Annotated in this window: 16 protein-coding genes; all 16 read right to left on the bottom strand. The window is 66.3% G+C overall.

From position 1 onward, the window contains the following. Positions 1 to 2: 2 nt before the first annotated feature. Entirely contained in the window at positions 3 to 317 is a 315-nt protein-coding gene (locus tag AB7532_RS26675) for a hypothetical protein (RefSeq protein WP_441237666.1), read from the bottom strand. 9 nt (positions 318 to 326) lie between these two features. Continuing rightward, on the bottom strand, positions 327 to 839 hold the full coding sequence (locus AB7532_RS26670; RefSeq protein ID WP_441237665.1) for a phage baseplate assembly protein V: 513 nt from the start codon (positions 837 to 839) through the stop codon (positions 327 to 329). Continuing rightward, complete coding sequence (locus AB7532_RS26665) at positions 836 to 1,966, bottom strand: hypothetical protein (protein WP_441237664.1); 1,131 nt, start codon at positions 1,964 to 1,966, stop codon at positions 836 to 838. The genes AB7532_RS26670 and AB7532_RS26665 overlap by 4 nt, the downstream gene beginning before the upstream one ends. 13 nt (positions 1,967 to 1,979) lie before the next feature. Beyond that, positions 1,980 to 2,330, bottom strand: coding sequence for a Base plate wedge protein 53 (locus AB7532_RS26660; RefSeq protein ID WP_441237663.1), 351 nt, complete (start codon positions 2,328 to 2,330; stop codon positions 1,980 to 1,982). Between the two features lie 11 nt (positions 2,331 to 2,341). Continuing rightward, on the bottom strand, positions 2,342 to 3,007 hold the full coding sequence (locus AB7532_RS26655; RefSeq protein WP_441237662.1) for a hypothetical protein: 666 nt from the start codon (positions 3,005 to 3,007) through the stop codon (positions 2,342 to 2,344). After that, positions 3,004 to 5,445, bottom strand: a complete 2,442-nt coding sequence (locus AB7532_RS26650; protein ID WP_441237661.1) for an eCIS core domain-containing protein — start codon at positions 5,443 to 5,445, stop codon at positions 3,004 to 3,006. Before AB7532_RS26650 ends, AB7532_RS26655 begins: the two co-directional genes overlap by 4 nt. Continuing rightward, the gene (locus AB7532_RS26645; RefSeq protein ID WP_441237660.1) at positions 5,442 to 5,681 is read right to left on the bottom strand and encodes a hypothetical protein; all 240 of its coding nucleotides are present in this window, start codon (positions 5,679 to 5,681) and stop codon (positions 5,442 to 5,444) included. Before AB7532_RS26645 ends, AB7532_RS26650 begins: the two co-directional genes overlap by 4 nt. Next, positions 5,678 to 7,165 (bottom strand): eCIS core domain-containing protein, encoded by a 1,488-nt coding sequence (locus AB7532_RS26640; RefSeq protein ID WP_441237659.1) that lies wholly within the window; start codon positions 7,163 to 7,165, stop codon positions 5,678 to 5,680. The genes AB7532_RS26645 and AB7532_RS26640 overlap by 4 nt, the downstream gene beginning before the upstream one ends. A gap of 2 nt (positions 7,166 to 7,167) precedes the next feature. After that, positions 7,168 to 9,144 carry an ATP-binding protein gene (locus tag AB7532_RS26635; RefSeq protein ID WP_441237658.1) on the bottom strand — a complete coding sequence of 659 codons (1,977 nt, stop codon included), beginning with the start codon at positions 9,142 to 9,144 and terminating at the stop codon, positions 7,168 to 7,170. After that, entirely contained in the window at positions 9,141 to 10,490 is a 1,350-nt protein-coding gene (locus tag AB7532_RS26630) for a DUF4255 domain-containing protein (RefSeq protein WP_441237657.1), read from the bottom strand. Before AB7532_RS26630 ends, AB7532_RS26635 begins: the two co-directional genes overlap by 4 nt. Beyond that, positions 10,487 to 11,014 carry a hypothetical protein gene (locus AB7532_RS26625; RefSeq protein WP_441237656.1) on the bottom strand — a complete coding sequence of 176 codons (528 nt, stop codon included), beginning with the start codon at positions 11,012 to 11,014 and terminating at the stop codon, positions 10,487 to 10,489. The genes AB7532_RS26630 and AB7532_RS26625 overlap by 4 nt, the downstream gene beginning before the upstream one ends. 113 nt (positions 11,015 to 11,127) lie before the next feature. Then, positions 11,128 to 11,832: a hypothetical protein gene (locus tag AB7532_RS26620; protein WP_441237655.1), complete on the bottom strand. Its 705-nt coding sequence runs from the start codon at positions 11,830 to 11,832 to the stop codon at positions 11,128 to 11,130. 8 nt (positions 11,833 to 11,840) lie between these two features. Further along, complete coding sequence (locus AB7532_RS26615; protein ID WP_441237654.1) at positions 11,841 to 12,365, bottom strand: phage tail protein; 525 nt, start codon at positions 12,363 to 12,365, stop codon at positions 11,841 to 11,843. A gap of 14 nt (positions 12,366 to 12,379) precedes the next feature. After that, positions 12,380 to 13,900 carry a phage tail sheath family protein gene (locus AB7532_RS26610; protein ID WP_441237653.1) on the bottom strand — a complete coding sequence of 507 codons (1,521 nt, stop codon included), beginning with the start codon at positions 13,898 to 13,900 and terminating at the stop codon, positions 12,380 to 12,382. A 36-nt stretch (positions 13,901 to 13,936) separates the two neighbouring features. Next, positions 13,937 to 14,437, bottom strand: coding sequence for a hypothetical protein (locus AB7532_RS26605; protein ID WP_441237652.1), 501 nt, complete (start codon positions 14,435 to 14,437; stop codon positions 13,937 to 13,939). Positions 14,438 to 14,539: 102 nt separating this feature from the next. After that, positions 14,540 to 15,322 (bottom strand): LuxR C-terminal-related transcriptional regulator, encoded by a 783-nt coding sequence (locus AB7532_RS26600; protein WP_441237651.1) that lies wholly within the window; start codon positions 15,320 to 15,322, stop codon positions 14,540 to 14,542. Positions 15,323 to 15,338: the final 16 nt, after the last annotated feature.

Raw genomic sequence — 15,338 nt, 5'->3', positions numbered from 1 at the left:
CGTCAGGTTGCCAGCACGCGCGTCTGCGCGACGACGGGAAGCATTGGCGTGCCGGTGGGCGTACAGACCGATTGCCCCATCATGGTCGCGGCCGGTGCGCCGCCGATCATCACCCGTGCCGCGCCCATCACCATCTGCGCGGTGACGCAGGGCGGCGCCGAGCCGGTGAGCGAGCAGCCCGCAATCGCGTATGGGCTGGTGAGGTTGACGGCGGGCTGGCCCGACAACATGACGCGCGGGAACGGCGAGACAGGCATCGCCTGTCCGGCATGGCTACACAGCACGGTGGCGCCGAGATGCAGGATGGGAGCGGGCATGTGCGTCTCCTAAATCACCGTGAGCGCGCCGAGATTCACGTCGACGGTCGGCCCGGTCATGGTGATGACCGCGCCCTTGCCGTTGGAAATGGTGATGCCGACGTCGCTGACCGAAATCATCGCGCCGGTCGTGGTCTGCATCAGGATGCCACCGGTCGGCCCCGGCACGTCGCTGATGGTGAGACCGTTCTTCAAAGGAGTTTGCAGCGTGATGCCGGGTACGCCGGGCGGCACAGCGTGCGCCAGCACCGGCACTTCCGCAGCGCTTCCCCAGTAACACCCGACCCAGACCGGATAATCCGGATCGCCGCGCTCGAACTCGACCCACACGCCGGCGCCGATGATCGGCACCGTGAAGAAGCCGGCATTGATGCCCGCCGTCGGCAAGCAGGGCATCGCCCAGCTCGTCGGTATGACGGCGCCGAAATCGGGCACCATCACCTGGATCCGGCCGATCTGGAGTGGATCGATATTGTTGATCACCACCGCACGATATTTTCCGTAGAGGGGCGTATCGCTCATGTCGGCACCTGCGGAACGGTCGAGATCAGCGCGTTGCGTGCGAGCGAGAATGACTGCTTGTAGGAGCCGCGCTCGATCTCGTGGGTGACGTTCTTGACGAAATAGAGCCCGTCGAACGGCAGGCCCGCGCCGCGCACGCCGACCAGCTGCCGCGACTTCAGCACGCGGCCGTATTTGGCAACGTCCAGCTTGCCGCTGCCGAACACGCTGTCGCTGTGCTGGCTGGCATAGGCCAGCCCCGCCATCAGCGCCTGCGGTGCGGACAGGTGTGCGGTGTTGCTCAGCTTCTGGATTTTCGGAGGCAGCGGCGGCACCACACCGAGCGGCGGGCTCATCGGCGTGATGTCGGGGATCGGCACCGGGATCGGCGCCTTGCTGTTGCTCTCCTGGAAGAACACGATCGGCATGATCTTGCGCTCCTTGTCGAAGTTGAACGAGATGTCCTCGACATTGGTGAGCGCGTCCATGTTGGTGGTGAGCGCCGGCTGCGGCGCGCCGAAGCGGATCTCCGGTCCCCAATAGGCCTTCGAGGCCCCGGGCGCCGGGCCGGCTTCGAGATAGAAGACATAACCGGCTTCGCCGGCGAGCTTCTTGATGTAGGCGTAGTCGCTGCCCTTCTGCTGCGGGATCTGCTGCACCGGGATCGGCGGGACGTCGAGCACGCTTGGGATCACCATCGGGATCACGCCGAGGGCAGCGTATTTGGCGAGGATCGCGAGCACGCGGACCGAGGGCGGCATTGCCGGGAAGGGCAGGCCCGGCAGCTCGATGATGTCCATCAGCGCCGACATGTCCTTGCCTTTGATCACCAGTTTGCCGACCCCGCCGCTGCCGGGCTGGGTCTCGACATTGGTGACCATGCCGTCGATGACGGATTCGGCCGTGCCGTTGATGGTGACGATCAGCACCACGCGGAGCAGCGGCGGCAGCGCGCCGCCCCCCGCCAGCAGGAAGATGGTGCGCAGCGGCGAGCGTACCGGCAGGTCGAAGGTCAGCTCGAAACCGCTCTGCGCATCGCCCGATCCGATCTCGATCCTGGCATGGGTCAGCGTCTCCAGCACCTCGCGCGGCGCCGGTACCGGTGCCGGGCCGATCTGGAGCGAGAGCTGAACGCCACCCTGCATCATCGGAAAAATCTCCTTACAGCCCGTTCGTACGCGGGATCTGCACCCGCCCGCCGGGCGTATCGGTGAGCTCGAACGGATCGGTCACGACATTGGCGTCGGCGATCCGCCAGTACAGTTCGGGATCGCCGAGCGTTGCAGACGCGAGCGTGTCGGGCCGTTCGCCGGCATTGACGATGTGCTGGCCGGCGATCCCGATGTCGCGGCCTTGAGGGATGAAGCGGCGCAGCACGTAGGCGACGCCGGGATCGGCGGCGCTGCGCTTCAGCCGCCCGATCGCCGCGCCGTGATAGCGGCTGTTCGGCGGAAAATTGTTGTCCGGGAACGCTCCGGCATCGATCAGCATCTGGACGGGATCCGAGGACATCTTGTGCTCCGTCAGGGCAGGCTGGTGAGGCCAAGCGAGGCCAGGGAGGCACTACCGGTCAGGCCGGCGAGCGTCTCGCGGTTGCGCAAATAGTTGAGGAAGATGGTGCCGCCGCGATGCGAGAAGCCCAGATCGTCGGTGCTCATCACATGCAGACCGAGCGAGACCTTTGCGCGGATCGGGTTGAGCGCGGGATCGAACGCCTCCTCGACGATCGAGAATTCGGCGACGCGCACCGGCGCGACCCGGTTCTTGCTCCAGACGAACAAAGTGAGCGGGGCTTCCGGCGGCAGGATCTCGAGCGTGCCGCGATCGGCCTGGCTGGCTACTCCGAGCAGATCGTCGACGCTCGGGTTAACCAGGGCTTCCAGCACCGCGAGCTGCGGTGCGATGCCGAAGGCGACGGCATTGGCGTGCGCATCGGGATCGGCGAGCTGGTCGGTCGCGTCGATCTCGGCGTCGAGCTTGATGGTCTCGATCGCCGGGCCCTTCAGCCGGAACGGCTGCGCCCGCGCACCGGCGGAGCTGTCGCCGCCGGTGCCCTGCACCTGGTAGCTGCGGCTCAGCGTGTCCGGATTGTACTGAAGCGCGATCTGCCGCCGCACCGTGCCGCCGCCCGGTGCAAGCACCACGAGGCCACCCTTGATCAGTTTCGGAGACGAGGTGAGGCCGGTCATGGCTTTTTGCCGATCTTCGTGATGTCGCCGCCGATCTTGTCGATGTCGCCCTGGAAGTAGGCGGCGTAGAGGTTGCGGATGCCGACGATGCCGACGAGCTTCATGGCTTCCGCATGGGACGGGTAGCGCCGCCGCGACGCCGAGATCACGTTGATCGGCTCCTCCTTGGCATAGACGGGGCCTTCGACCGCGAGACGTAACGCGGGATCCTGGACGCGTGGCGCGACGTTCTCCCAGACGACCTCGTCGAGCAGGTTGTCGACGCCCTCCATCAGTGTGTTGTATTCGGGGCCGTCTCCGAAGCTGTTTGCGTAGGCGGTATACGGTCCCGACCGCAGCGTATGAATGTATTCATGGATCAGCGACTGGAAGCTGTCCCAGAGCAGGTCGCGGTCCTCCTCGGGAATGTCCTTCTTGAAGATCTGGACGTCGATGCTGCCCAGAGCACCGGGACCGGCACCTGCGTCCCAGCCGCGCCGGATCTCGTTCAACTTGTCGGTCTGCTCGTTGTCCTTTGACTTGTCGGTGACCTTGCTCTTGCCCGCACCCTTGATCTTTGCTGTCTTCTTGTCGCCGCCGGTGAATTCGGTGGCGAGCTTGTCGAGAATCTTCGCGGCGTCGTTGACCGGCCCCTGTTCGTTGAATGCCGGCGAGACGTTGAAGGTGCGGTTGAGGTTGCGTACCGCCTGGTCCGACCGGAGCAGATGGAACAGGAAGCCGCGCGCATCTTTCTGTTTGCTCTCGCGAGGCGTCTTTGGATCATCCAGAATCTTTTGCAGGTCGGCGAACCTGTCGTGAATCCTGCCGCCTTGCTCCGCAGGACCCGCCTTGAATTCGGGATGGTCCGATCGTGTGTAGTAGCCGGCGAACACCTTGTCGGTCTCGTCCTTGCTGGCCTTTGCGATCCGTTCGAATTCCGTGAGATCGCGGGTCTTGGTCTTGTCGTCGTGCTCCTCGGGCCCCCGTCCCTTGACGTGCCTGTCCCAGTAGCGCTGGATCATGTCCGGTATCAGCTTGCGCAGGGAATCCTCATATTGCTTCTGGTCGAAGGACGTGGTGCCGCCGGCGTCGTCGGTGCGGACCTCCGGCTTCAGCGCCTTGGCGATCTCGGCCTTCTGCGCTGCGTTGGGAGCGACCGTGTTCGAGAGATCCTTGCCACTGACGGTGAGCGCGATGTCGCGATAGACCCGGCTGAGCACCACGTCGTATTTGCTCGACGTGATCTTGGCGTTCTTGGCATCCTGCTTCAGCTCGGCTTGAACGAACGAATCCAGGGTGTTGTCCGCCTTCTCCTCGAGCTCGTCGACCTTGCGCACGGCCTCGGCGCGCAGCTCGCTGAGATCCTTGGTCGCCTTGTCGCGCGTGGCGGGTGCGAGCGCGAAAATCTCCGCGGCGATGAGGTCGATGTCCCTGCTGCTTCCGACCGCATCGATCCGCTTCTTGAGCTCCGCGATGTCGTAGTTGAAAGCCGGAGCGTCCTTGCCGGGCATGCCCTTCGGCGCAACGGTGCCCTTGGCCAGCGCATCGCGGCCACCCTCGAAGCGGGTGTTGAAGAAGGCCTGGAGCCGCTTGGCGGAATCGTCATCGAGGTCGGATTCCAGCTCGGTGACGCTGAGCTTGCCCTCACCGAACATGATCCGGAGCGCGGCAATGTCGCTGAGCTCCAACAGGTCGAGGATCGCTTTCTCGTCTTCGTCGCCCGTCGGCCCGGCCTGCATTTCCAGGATCAGCAGCGCCTTTTGCAGGGGATCGAGCTTGAAGCCGGCGTTGCTCGTCTTCCACAGGCGCACGATGGCGCGCGCCTTGTTGTCGCTGTCGTAGCTGTCCTCCTTGGCGTTGGCTTCGGTGATCTTGGTGAGATAGGCGTGCAGCTCGATATCGGTGAAGTTGCCCTCGGTGACGCCGAGCCAGATGCCGATGTCTTCGACGAAGCAGCGGCGCTGCACCGCGTGCGGAGCGGCGCCGCGCTGCTGCACGACATGGGCAAGCTCATGGGCCAGCAGATGCCGGCCTCGTGGGGTGAGGGGAGCGAAGGCGCTATCGCCAAACACGACGCTTTCACCCGACGTGTACGCAGTTGCGTCGATCGCGCGAGCTGAGGCTGCCGCTGCGGGGCCGGTGTGAATCCGGACACGACTGAAGTCGGAGCGGAACCGCCGCTCCATGTCTTCTCGAATCCTGGCAGGAAGTGATGCGCCCGCCGAGCCCACGATCGCGGACACCGACGCCGGTGCGGGACGTGCCGTGCGATCCGGCACGGATGGCAACAGCGACAGTGCCGGCGGGCTTGCGTTGGCCGTGCCCGATCGCAGCGTCGCCGCGGCGGCGTGATCGGCTTCCTGTTCGAAGCGGTCGCGCGCGGGGCGCACTTCGAGCGCGGCCGCTCGCGCCGGGGCCGCCTGCTTTACGGCGATCTTGGGCGCAGCTTGCGGGCTCATGATCTGCCCCGTGCGATCCCAGCGCAGGATGCTGTTGCCGATAATTGCGTTGCGATGCGGTCGGCGATGGCGTGTGGTGCGCCGTGCGTGTTGGCCCTTGCAGAGCTGGCCGAGGGTGACGCAAGGCGCTCGCCGAGCGCCACGCCGATGGCGTCCGTGAGCCCCGCAGTTTCACCACGCAGCGGCGCATCGATGACCAGCCGTCCGATACTCACCTCGATGTCGGCATGCTTCACGGTGTCGCTCCCGTGGTGGGTTTGGGCCGAACCGATTCCTTCGGCACCAGCTTGTTGTTCTTGGGATCAAGCAGTTTTGGCTCGAACTCGCCATTGGGACCGGCATCGGCCACGTAGACGTCATAGTTCTGCAATGGCGGGTCGTAGACCGTGAGCGCGAGCGCCTTCAGGTCGGGCAGCGCCTTGTCGTTGTCGGTCTTGGACCCGAACTCGCTGATCGTGGTATTGCTGACGCCGAGGAACTTGTAGCCTTTCGAGGCATCTTTGGGATCGACCTGCTTGCGCGCCAGTGCGACGGCGTGGCCATCGCGGATCTTGGTCTCGCCCGGCTTGGCCTCGTTGGGGATGATCGTCATGTACAACGCCGTGGTCCAGCCTTGCTCGCGCAGCAGACGCGCCGCGTAGGTCGCGTAGACGTCGCAATCGGCCTTGATCTGGTGGGTGCTCTGGTCGGTCTTGAGCGTTTTCGCAGTGGGGTCGCCGAGAATGTCCGGCTTCTCGTCGTCGGGTGATTCCGCGTAGTATTGTGTGAGCAGGTCCTCCGACAGCTCCAGCGACATGTCGCGCTTGAGGCCTTTGACGCCCTTCTTGTCGAGCTCGGCAAAGGTCTTGCCGATCTTCGACGTGTTGCTCTTCAACCATTGCTGGGAATGCGTGGCATCTTCCGCGGTCAGGGTCTGGCCGCCGAGAGGCGCCAGTTGCCTGAGGAAGGCCTGCTGACCGCTTACGCCCTTGCCACGGCTCATGTTGGCGATCACCGCGCCATACACGTCCGGCTCGTTGCTCTTGATCGCGAACTGAGCCGCCGCATCGGGTTCGCCGTTCGCAGCGAGCGCGCGCGCGACCTTCTTCAGGGCTTCGCGGCACTTCTCGATATCGTCGGATTTATTGGACGTCTTTGCGGCCGCCAAGGCCGCGACGCCGCGACCGCAGAACTCGAGTGCCCTTGTGACCACCGGTTTGCGCGCTGCGGGGGTGGCGGCGGCTCCGAGATCAAACTGGAGCTGGGACGCCTCTTCCTCCAGTGTCGGACCCGGTTTGCCGTCGCGCTGGATTTCCGCGCGCCCGCTTTGCCGCTGCTGCGTGACATGGGCAAGCTCGTGGGCGAGCAGTCTGCGCCCTGAGGACGTATGCGGTGCGAACTCGCTCTGGGCGAAGACGAGCTGATTGCCGTAGGCGAAGGCGCGCGCATTCAACCCGCTTGCGGTACGGTCTGCCCTGGTATCTGCCGAGACGCGCACCTGCGAGAAGTCGCAGCCGAACCGGCCCTCCATGTCGGCGCGGGTGGTCGGCGCAAGTGGTTGCGAGGCGAGGTCGAGACGGTTGGCCGTGGGCTCACGCGCTGGACCGGCCTGGCGCGGCGCGGATGTCCGGGACAGCGCGGCATCCGCAAGCGCGTTGGCTTCGCGCTCGCGCCCGGCCGCCGTATGCGCCTGCGTTGCGCCTTGTGACAGCCAGCTCATATTGGCGAAGGAGAATCGCATGGTCACATCTCCCGCCGCGGCTCGGTGTAGGGCCGCTCGAGCTTGGAGAATTCGGCACGCACCGCGGCGTTGATCGCCTCTTGCTCGATGCGTCCGCCGTCGGCGCCTAGGAAGGCGGCGTTGAGCGCGATGGCGCGGATGTTGCCTCCGGTCAGCTGCAGCCTGGCGAGGCTCGAAAAATCGATCTCGCCAAGCGGTGCGTCGGCGGGGAATTGCATCCGCCACAATTTTTCGCGAGCGGCGCTGTCAGGGTAAGGGAACTGGATCACGTAGCGAATGCGGCGCAAGAAGGCGCGGTCGAGCGCGCTCTTCATGTTGGTGGTGAGGATCACCAGCCCGCGATAGGTCTCGATCCGCTGCAACAGATAGGCGATCTCGATATTGGCGAACCGGTCATGACTGTCCCGGACCTCACTGCGCTTGCCGAACAGCGCGTCGGCCTCGTCGAACAGCAGGATCGCGCCGCTGGTCTCGGCGGCCTCGAACAGCCGGCTCAGATTCTTCTCTGTCTCGCCGATATATTTGCTGACAACGCTGGCAAGATCGACGCGGTAGAGATCGAGTCCGGCGGCGCTGGCGATCGCCTCGGCCGCATAAGTCTTGCCGGTGCCGGATTCGCCGGCGAACAGCGCGGCGGCGCCTAGCCCGCGGCCGTTATGCGCGGCAAAGCCCCAGTCGCCATGGACTCGCGGCCGGTGCTGCAACTCGCTCGCGATGGCACGGAGCTGCGTCGTGACCACGAGAGGCGCGACGAGATCGTCGAAGACGACGTTGTTGTCGATCCGCTGCGCCAGCGCATCGAGCCCGCCGCGGACCGCGGCACGGCAGAGCCGCCATACCGCCGGTCCGAGCAGCGCGGGTTCGCCGCGTGTTTCGGCAAGAGCTTCGGCGGCGACCAATCGCAGCTCCGCCACAGGCACGTTGAACTGCCGCAGCGCCGGACGCAGCGCGGCTGCAAGCGCGTCGACCTGTTTGCCCGGAAGGCCGCGCAAGGCCGTAGCCTGCCGCGCGGCGGCGGGGACGTCCGGCACCAGCAGCCGCAGCATGCGCCGCTGCCGGAGCCGCGACAGGCGGGCCGGCTCCGGTGCGTTGAGCACGATCGCGGGTCCCATCAGATGGGCGAGCAGTGTCACTGCCCGCGTCTCGGCATCCGCCGCCTCGATCGGGCGGTCGAACTCGAGCACGATGATGGCATCGGAAAGCGCGGCTTCGCGCTCAAGAAGACAGGCGAATTCGGCGAGCTCGCGCGAATCCTGCGGCAGGTCGCGCCCATGCAGCCACAAGCCGCTTGCGCCGAGACCGGCGAGCGCCGCGCGCGCGCAGTCGCACTGCGGCTCGATCGCGCCACGGGCATGGTTCAGCGCGACCAGAGCGGCCGTGCCGGCGCCGAGGGCATGTGCGATCGTGCTCGCCAGTGGCGGATCGGTTTCGATCATCCCGGCTGGCTCGCAGCGGACGAGGTTGATCAGCCGGGAATCCATCGCGGCGACGCCGGTGAGATAATGCAGCACACGTTCGTCGATCCGGATCGGCCGGCGCGGCGGCGCCTCGCGGCCGTCGCACGCGATCAGGCACCAGCGCCGCAATGGCCGTAGCGGCGACAGTGCATCCCAATGCGGCTCGGCCAGAACTTGCATGGCAAAATTGAACGTCGGCTGCATGCTCGGGACGGCCTCGGGCGCTTGTGCCATGGCCTCGCTGACGAGATGGCGCAGCGCGCTGTCGAGCTCGACGCCGGCGGCGAGCAGCAAGACACTGCGCTCGAACGGCGACAGGCCGAACAGCCTCGTCAGCGTATCGAGCGCGGGCTCGAAATCATCGCTGAAGTCCGGTGGAGCGGGCTCGTCGTCCGCCGATCTGCCGCCCAATTGCTGCGTGAGTTGCAGGCGCAACGCCACAAGCTGTGTCGCCAGCCATTGTTGGTTGCGGTTCGCCCAATCGCGCACCGGCTGCGCTTCCGGCCTGTCGTGCATGTTCATGGCGACACGCTCAGGGTCTGCGAGGCATCGAAAGCGGGCGCATCGCCGCTGAGATCGAGCAAGAGGCTGTCGACGCCGTCGACGCGCAGCCGCGCCGGATAAGCCCCGGCGGGAAGCGTCGAGGGGAAGTCGAATACCAGCGGATCGGTGGCCGCGCTGCGTGGATTGGCGGTGGCTTCCGCCGTACCGAGAACGAGGCTGGCGCGCTGCCGCGGTTGCACCTGCGGCCGCGAGAAAAGCGTGGCGGTGACGCGCAGCGGCGCGGTCTTGCGCTGCACGGTCGCCGCGGGCAGCGAGAGCGGAGCATCGGCGGCGATTACCAGGGCAGGTGCGATGATCAGCGCGACCGCGTTGGTGTCGCGCTCATTGGCTTCGCCCGATGGCAGCAGGCGGAGCGTCAGGCTCCATTGCCCGGGCGCGAGCGCGGCCTGCGCAGCGGCATCGTTCGGCAGCGTCACGGTGAGCTCGGTGCCCTCGTCATTGGGGGCAGCCGGCACAAGTTCAAAGGGAACGGGAAAGAGCGGGTGCGCCAGCCGTACGTGAAAATTGCTGCCGCGGAGACGGATGCCGGACAGCACGACGGGCTCGCCGAGCCGTGCGCCGGCCTGCTTGTTCTGCGGCGTCGCCGCGAACAGCGTGGGCAGCGGAGGCAACATGTCTGCATTGACGACGACGCCACGGTCGCGCTTGGTCACGGGATCGACGATGCCGCGCGACAGCACCGGCAGTGGCGAGACCGCGGGCTTGGTGGCTTCGATCAGCACCACCGACACCGTATAGGCCGCCGACGGCCGGTAGTGCGACTGGATCGCCGCCCACAGTTTCGACATCTCCTCCGGCCCCATCACGGCCGGTGTGACCTTGATCAGCTCGGCCTGATCGGCGAGGTCGGCGGCAGCGAGGGCCTGGAACGCCGGCGGCAACATCGCGACGTCAAGAGGATTGGGATTGAGCGCGCGCTGCACGGCGGCCCGGTCGAGCACCGGGCGCTCGTGCAGCAGATGCATGCCGTAGCCGAGCAGGATCTCGGCCTGGCAGTCGACCCGCGCGTAGGCTGTCAGCAGATAGTGCAAGTCGAGCGCGAGCGGCGCGTTGGTCAGTCGCTCGCCGCTGGCTGAGGAGCGCGACGGCAGCGCGCGGTTGCGCCAGCCCGGATTCGGCGTCACCTGGTGCAGGAACAGGTTGAGCCGCGGCTGCTCCTCGGGGCTGGTGAGGTCGATCGTATCGGGGGCGACGGCGCTGACATTGACGGTGCCGCCGACCGCGGGCCCGGCCTCCACCAGCCCGTTGTCGAGCAGGTTGCGCAGCACCGCGCTGACTGCGCCGATCGCGAGCGGCGAACTCATGCGCGGCCTCCGGATCCGGGACGACGCAGATAATCGGATAGCGAGACCGACGGCTTTGGTGCAGGCTTGACCGTGGGTGCCGCACGCGGTGGTTCCGGGGAGCGAATGTCGATCCGGTCGATCGTCACCTTGATCACCGGCGGTGTCTCGCGCCGGCGCTGTGCTTGATCGGCGAGGACGGCCTCACCGAGTGGAGAGGCCGCCGGTGCGGCGTCGTTTTGCCACCGACGCATGTCCGGTCCGGCGGCATCGCGTGGCTGCGCAAAGCGTGGCGGATCGTGCGGCATGGCAGGCAGAACAGGATCGGCGGACGATCCTGACGGAGCGTCGCTGGATGGAAGCGGCGGTGCAGCGACATTCACCTTGGCTGAAAAGCGCAACGACGCTCCTTCGTTGCCAGGCTCGACCTGTCCGCGCGATGGTGCTTGCATCTCCGCGACAGGATCGTCTGCATTGGTCGAATTGAGCACCGCAGCCGGCGATAGTGCCGGCGCTTGCCCGTCCTCCCGCCTTGTCTCCAGCATCGGAGCGTCGTCGGTCCGGGCCGCGGCGGCAAAACGCGGCGGCAAGGCAACGTGTGCGGCGTCGGGGATCGGTTCGCCGCGTCCGATGCGCGCGAGATTTTGCAGGAGGCCTATCATGAGGCGCCCGCGAGTTGCAGATAGGCGGCGCGGCGGGTGTGCGGCAATGCCAGCACCTCGGCTTCGCTCCAGCCATATTCGCGCGCGAGCGCATCGACGTCGAGCAGGGTGCGCTCGGCGGCGGCCTGCACCTCGGCCCAGAGCGCCGGCGCGATGTCGATCACGGCTTGCCAGGCGTGGCCGCAATCGGGGCAGGCGAGCGCGAAAGCGATAACGGCGCCGGGATCGCAACGTTCGAGCTCGGCCTCGATCTGGTCGAGGGCATGTTGATCGATCGCAGCCGGCGGCGTTTCGCCGAGGCAGCGCGCGAGCAGCAGCTTTGTCGCGGAGGCGGAGTCGGGGGCCGCGCCGAGACTTGCAAGATCGGATAGTGTCGGCACCCGCAACGTCAGCTCCGATCCGCCGCTAGTGATACGCGGCGGTGCGACTTCGGCCGGAGCAAGACCTTCTGCAAGCGCTGCGCTATCGGCCGTGAATTCGCAGTCGGTGTGACAAACGGGGCAGGCGGCGCGCAGCCGCCACGGCGCGCCGAACAATTGGGTGCGCAAGGTGAGCAATGCGGCATTGCCGGTGCCGACCGGGTCCGTCGGTGCCGCGCCGGCCGCCGCGAACAGGGCATGGTCGCGCAGGCCCCGCGCGCGGCCGGCGGCCCGATCCCACAGCGCCAGGATATCCTGTTCGCGTTGTGCGGTGGAGTGCATGAAGGGCCTCAGGCCGGATCAGAGAAAGTGGGCTCGGAAGGCTCGGCGACCGCCTGGTCGCGCTCCCAACCCTCGTTCTCCAGCTTGATGTGCTGGATCGCCACCGCATTGGCATTGGCGTCGAGATCGGGCAGCGACTGGTATTCCGAGACCCAGCAGCGGAAGATCTTGTAGGCGAGCGCGAGCTGCCCGGCCTCGTTGTAGACTTCCAGGATGATGTCCTTGCGGAAATCCTTCAGCGAGACCTCGGCGCCGAGACCTGCGCCGAAATGCCAGACCTTGTTGGCCCATTTCTCGAACTCAACGTCGTGGGTGACACCGCGGTCGAGCGTGATCGCCTCGAACTTGCTGCGGCCGGGCGATTTGCGCCCCGTCGAGGGATCGCCGCCCTCGCGGTGCTCGACCACCTCGGTGGTGCGCTTCAGCGCCGACACCTTGCTGATGCCGGCGACGTAGCGGCCGTCCCATTTCACGCGGAACTTGAAGTTCTTGTAGGGATCGAAGCGCTGCAGATTGACCGAGAACTGTGCCATGTGCTTGCTGTGCCTCAGGTTGGGATGTCGCCTGCGATCTGCTGGATCTTGATGACGACGAACTCGGCGGGTTTCAGCGGGGCGAAGCCGACGATGATGTTGACGATGCCGAGATTGATGTCGGCCTGCGTCGTGCTCTCGCGGTCGCATTTGACGAAATAGGCCTCGCGCGGCGAGCGGCCCTGGAACGCGCCCTGCCGGAACAGCCCCTGCATGAAGGCGCCGATGTTGAGTCTGATCTGTGCCCAGAGCGGTTCGTCATTGGGCTCGAACACCACCCATTGCGTGCCACGATAGAGGCTTTCCTCCAGGAACAGCGCCATGCGTCGCACCGGGACGTATTTCCATTCCGAGCCGCGGTCGTTCTGGCCATGCAGCGTGCGAGCGCCCCAGACCACGTTGCCGTAGACCGGCAGCGTGCGCAGGCAGTTGACGCCGATCGGATTGAGCTGACCGTTCTCGGCATCGCTCAAGGTCAGTGCGAAGCCGGCGCCGCCATTGACGCTCGCATCGGTGCCGGCCGGTGCCTTCCAGACCCCGCGCGAGGCGTCGGTTCGGGCATAGATTCCGGCGGCGAAGCCGCAAGGCGGAAAGTCGCGGACGACACCGGATTGCAGCGGATCGGCCTGCATCACCCACGGGTAGTACATCGCCGAGAAATTGCCGTCCGAGCCCGTCAGGCCTGCTTCGCCTGCGCTGCCACTCATGTTGGCGACCGTCTCGTTCTGGAGGCTGTCGACGATCAGGAAGGCACGCCGGGCGTGGCAGCGCTGCTGTAGCTTGGCAAGCGCCCCCTGGGTCGTTGCGTTGACGTTGGTCAGCCCGGGAACGCAGACCAAGTTGAACAGATCGATGCGATCGACGATGCCGCCGGTCGCGAACAGCGGATCGATGGCGCTGACGAACGGGCCGTCATTGGCGAGGAGCACCGTGCCGTCGAGCCCACCCGTGAATGGCTTCGTGGCCGCAGTCGGCACCGTCGCCGATGCCGTGGTCAGCTTGTCCATGAACGCGGAGCGGCCGTTGACGACGCTCGGTGCCCAGCGTGGATCGGTCTTGTTCATCGACAGATCCTGGAACGTCTCCACGATGTTGGTGCTCGGAGCCGGACCGATGACGTCGAGCCGGAAGCGCGTGCTGTCGTCGGCACGCAACGTCAACTTGACGCTATAGGAATTGGCCCACAGGCCCGGCGAGCTGGCCTGAATACCGAGATCGTTGATCGCGCACGCGGCGGTCTTCGCGTCGTTGGCAGGCGTTCCCGAATTGAACAGCGCGATCCGGACGATGTAGGCGTCACTGCCGCCATTGTCGAAGAACTGGCGTACGGCGTAGCCGAGAAAGGCGCGGCGGTCGAGCCCGCCGAAGGTCCGCTCATAGTCGGCGAAGCTCGAGATGCGCACGGCGCGCTCGACCGGGCCGCGCGGTGCCCAGCCGATGAACAGCGCGATCGATGTCGCCACGCCCGAGATCGAGCGCACGCCGCTGGGGATCTCCTCGATATAGACGCCGGGCTGCAGTAAGGCTGAGGGCATGTCGGCTCCTGTGATTTGGCGGTCTGCTTCGCTCGATCAGATCGCGGCGATGGTCTTGCCCCGCCGACGCACGCGCCGTTGACGCGGCCTGCGCCTCGGGCCGGGTGGATCGCGAATGGCATCCGACAGGGATTGCGTCGTGATCTCGGTGATGACCGTGCGGTGCGGCCGCAGCTCGTAGAGCGCGCCGCTATCGCCGCTTGTGACGATGGTCACGACCTTCATCCGCGGCCGGCTGTACAGAAGACTCGCAAGGCTGTCGCGCTCGTCCGGGGCCTTCTGCGCCACCACGAGAACATCGGCGCGGGTGCGGCGGGCCTCCGTCGCGAGGTTGTCACCGTCGCTCGTCCCGACCACGGACAATGCCGGATCATTTGCGACGACGTGCTCGAGAATATCGGTCATCAGCCTCGGAAACCCTGCAATGAGGATGCGTCTCTGTCGCAATGGCCACCTTTGCGGCGAGCCTTGCACGAGGCGCGACGGCGCGATTGAGCCAAAGGGTTCAGCGAGGATGGAGGCGATGATCCGGACCATGCGCGCGGCGTCGATACGATGCGGACGCAGAAAGGTGGACAATGCGGCGCGACGCGCGGGTTTCGCGCGTGTTGCCGGTACAGAGGATCTAGGCCGAAAGGTCTAGCGGGTCTGGACCCGCGAAGGTGTGAAAGCCGGCGCGCCCACCGCGTGCAGATGCTTGCTGATCTCGCCGCGTCGGCGAATCTGCAATTTGCTGAGCACGTTGTGCATATGGTTCTTCACGGTCGAATTGCGGATGCGCAAGGCGCGCGCGATCTCCTTGTTCGACAGCCCTTCGCCGACGAAGCGAATGATCTCGTGCTCGCGTGGTGTCAGCGTATCGACGCCGGCGGCGGGCTCTCGCGCGGTGGTCCGCGCGGAAAGCAGCGCGAGCCTGCCGAACAGAGCCGCGGCGACCTTGGGCGAGCATACGAGCTCGTCGCGCATCGCGTTATGGACGGCAGCGACGACGTCGTCGATCGAACCATCGCGCAACACGAAACCGGACACGCCGGCCTCCGCGCAGGCCAGGATATCCTGCTCGGCCTCGGCGACCGCGATGGCAACGACCTTCAACGCCGGCGCGAGGGCGCGGCAGGCTGCTGACTGCTGCAAGCCTTGTGGCGTCGCAATGTCTGCCAGCAGCACCTGCGCGCCGCTGCCCGCGACCTGCTCAGGCGCGGTCGTCAGATCGCCGTTTCCGGCGATGCGTAAGCATTCCTGCCGTGCAAGGCAGGAACCGAGACCCTCGCGGAGCAAACGCACGTCGCTGAGGATGAAAAGGCGGATGGGAGGGGAGCCGCTACCGTCCGCCTCGGCGGGCGGGCGTGATTCCTGCGAAATGGCGCAGTCGGAATGCGGCGGGGCTTGATGCCCTGCCGGGAACGACGCATTGGACGACATGCCTGCCTCCCGATTG

This window comes from Bradyrhizobium sp. 930_D9_N1_4, from assembly GCF_052076015.1.
Taxonomy (GTDB): Bacteria; Pseudomonadota; Alphaproteobacteria; order Rhizobiales; family Xanthobacteraceae; genus Bradyrhizobium.
This window is presented reverse-complemented; position numbering and strand designations above follow the sequence as displayed.

Excerpts from the sequence above, each read along its gene's own strand:
- AB7532_RS26675 (WP_441237666.1), bottom strand. The coding sequence starts at position 317 with ATGCCCGCTCCCATCCTGCATCTCGGCGCCACCGTGCTGTGTAGCCAT.
- AB7532_RS26670 (WP_441237665.1), bottom strand. The coding sequence starts at position 839 with ATGAGCGATACGCCCCTCTACGGAAAATATCGTGCGGTGGTGATCAAC.
- AB7532_RS26665 (WP_441237664.1), bottom strand. The coding sequence starts at position 1,966 with ATGATGCAGGGTGGCGTTCAGCTCTCGCTCCAGATCGGCCCGGCACCG.
- AB7532_RS26660 (WP_441237663.1), bottom strand. The coding sequence starts at position 2,330 with ATGTCCTCGGATCCCGTCCAGATGCTGATCGATGCCGGAGCGTTCCCG.
- AB7532_RS26655 (WP_441237662.1), bottom strand. The coding sequence starts at position 3,007 with ATGACCGGCCTCACCTCGTCTCCGAAACTGATCAAGGGTGGCCTCGTG.
- AB7532_RS26650 (WP_441237661.1), bottom strand. The coding sequence starts at position 5,445 with ATGAGCCCGCAAGCTGCGCCCAAGATCGCCGTAAAGCAGGCGGCCCCG.
- AB7532_RS26640 (WP_441237659.1), bottom strand. The coding sequence starts at position 7,165 with ATGCGATTCTCCTTCGCCAATATGAGCTGGCTGTCACAAGGCGCAACG.
- AB7532_RS26635 (WP_441237658.1), bottom strand. The coding sequence starts at position 9,144 with ATGAACATGCACGACAGGCCGGAAGCGCAGCCGGTGCGCGATTGGGCG.
- AB7532_RS26630 (WP_441237657.1), bottom strand. The coding sequence starts at position 10,490 with ATGAGTTCGCCGCTCGCGATCGGCGCAGTCAGCGCGGTGCTGCGCAAC.
- AB7532_RS26625 (WP_441237656.1), bottom strand. The coding sequence starts at position 11,014 with ATGCTGGAGACAAGGCGGGAGGACGGGCAAGCGCCGGCACTATCGCCG.
- AB7532_RS26620 (WP_441237655.1), bottom strand. The coding sequence starts at position 11,832 with ATGCACTCCACCGCACAACGCGAACAGGATATCCTGGCGCTGTGGGAT.
- AB7532_RS26615 (WP_441237654.1), bottom strand. The coding sequence starts at position 12,365 with ATGGCACAGTTCTCGGTCAATCTGCAGCGCTTCGATCCCTACAAGAAC.
- AB7532_RS26610 (WP_441237653.1), bottom strand. The coding sequence starts at position 13,900 with ATGCCCTCAGCCTTACTGCAGCCCGGCGTCTATATCGAGGAGATCCCC.
- AB7532_RS26605 (WP_441237652.1), bottom strand. The coding sequence starts at position 14,437 with ATGGTCCGGATCATCGCCTCCATCCTCGCTGAACCCTTTGGCTCAATC.
- AB7532_RS26600 (WP_441237651.1), bottom strand. The coding sequence starts at position 15,322 with ATGTCGTCCAATGCGTCGTTCCCGGCAGGGCATCAAGCCCCGCCGCAT.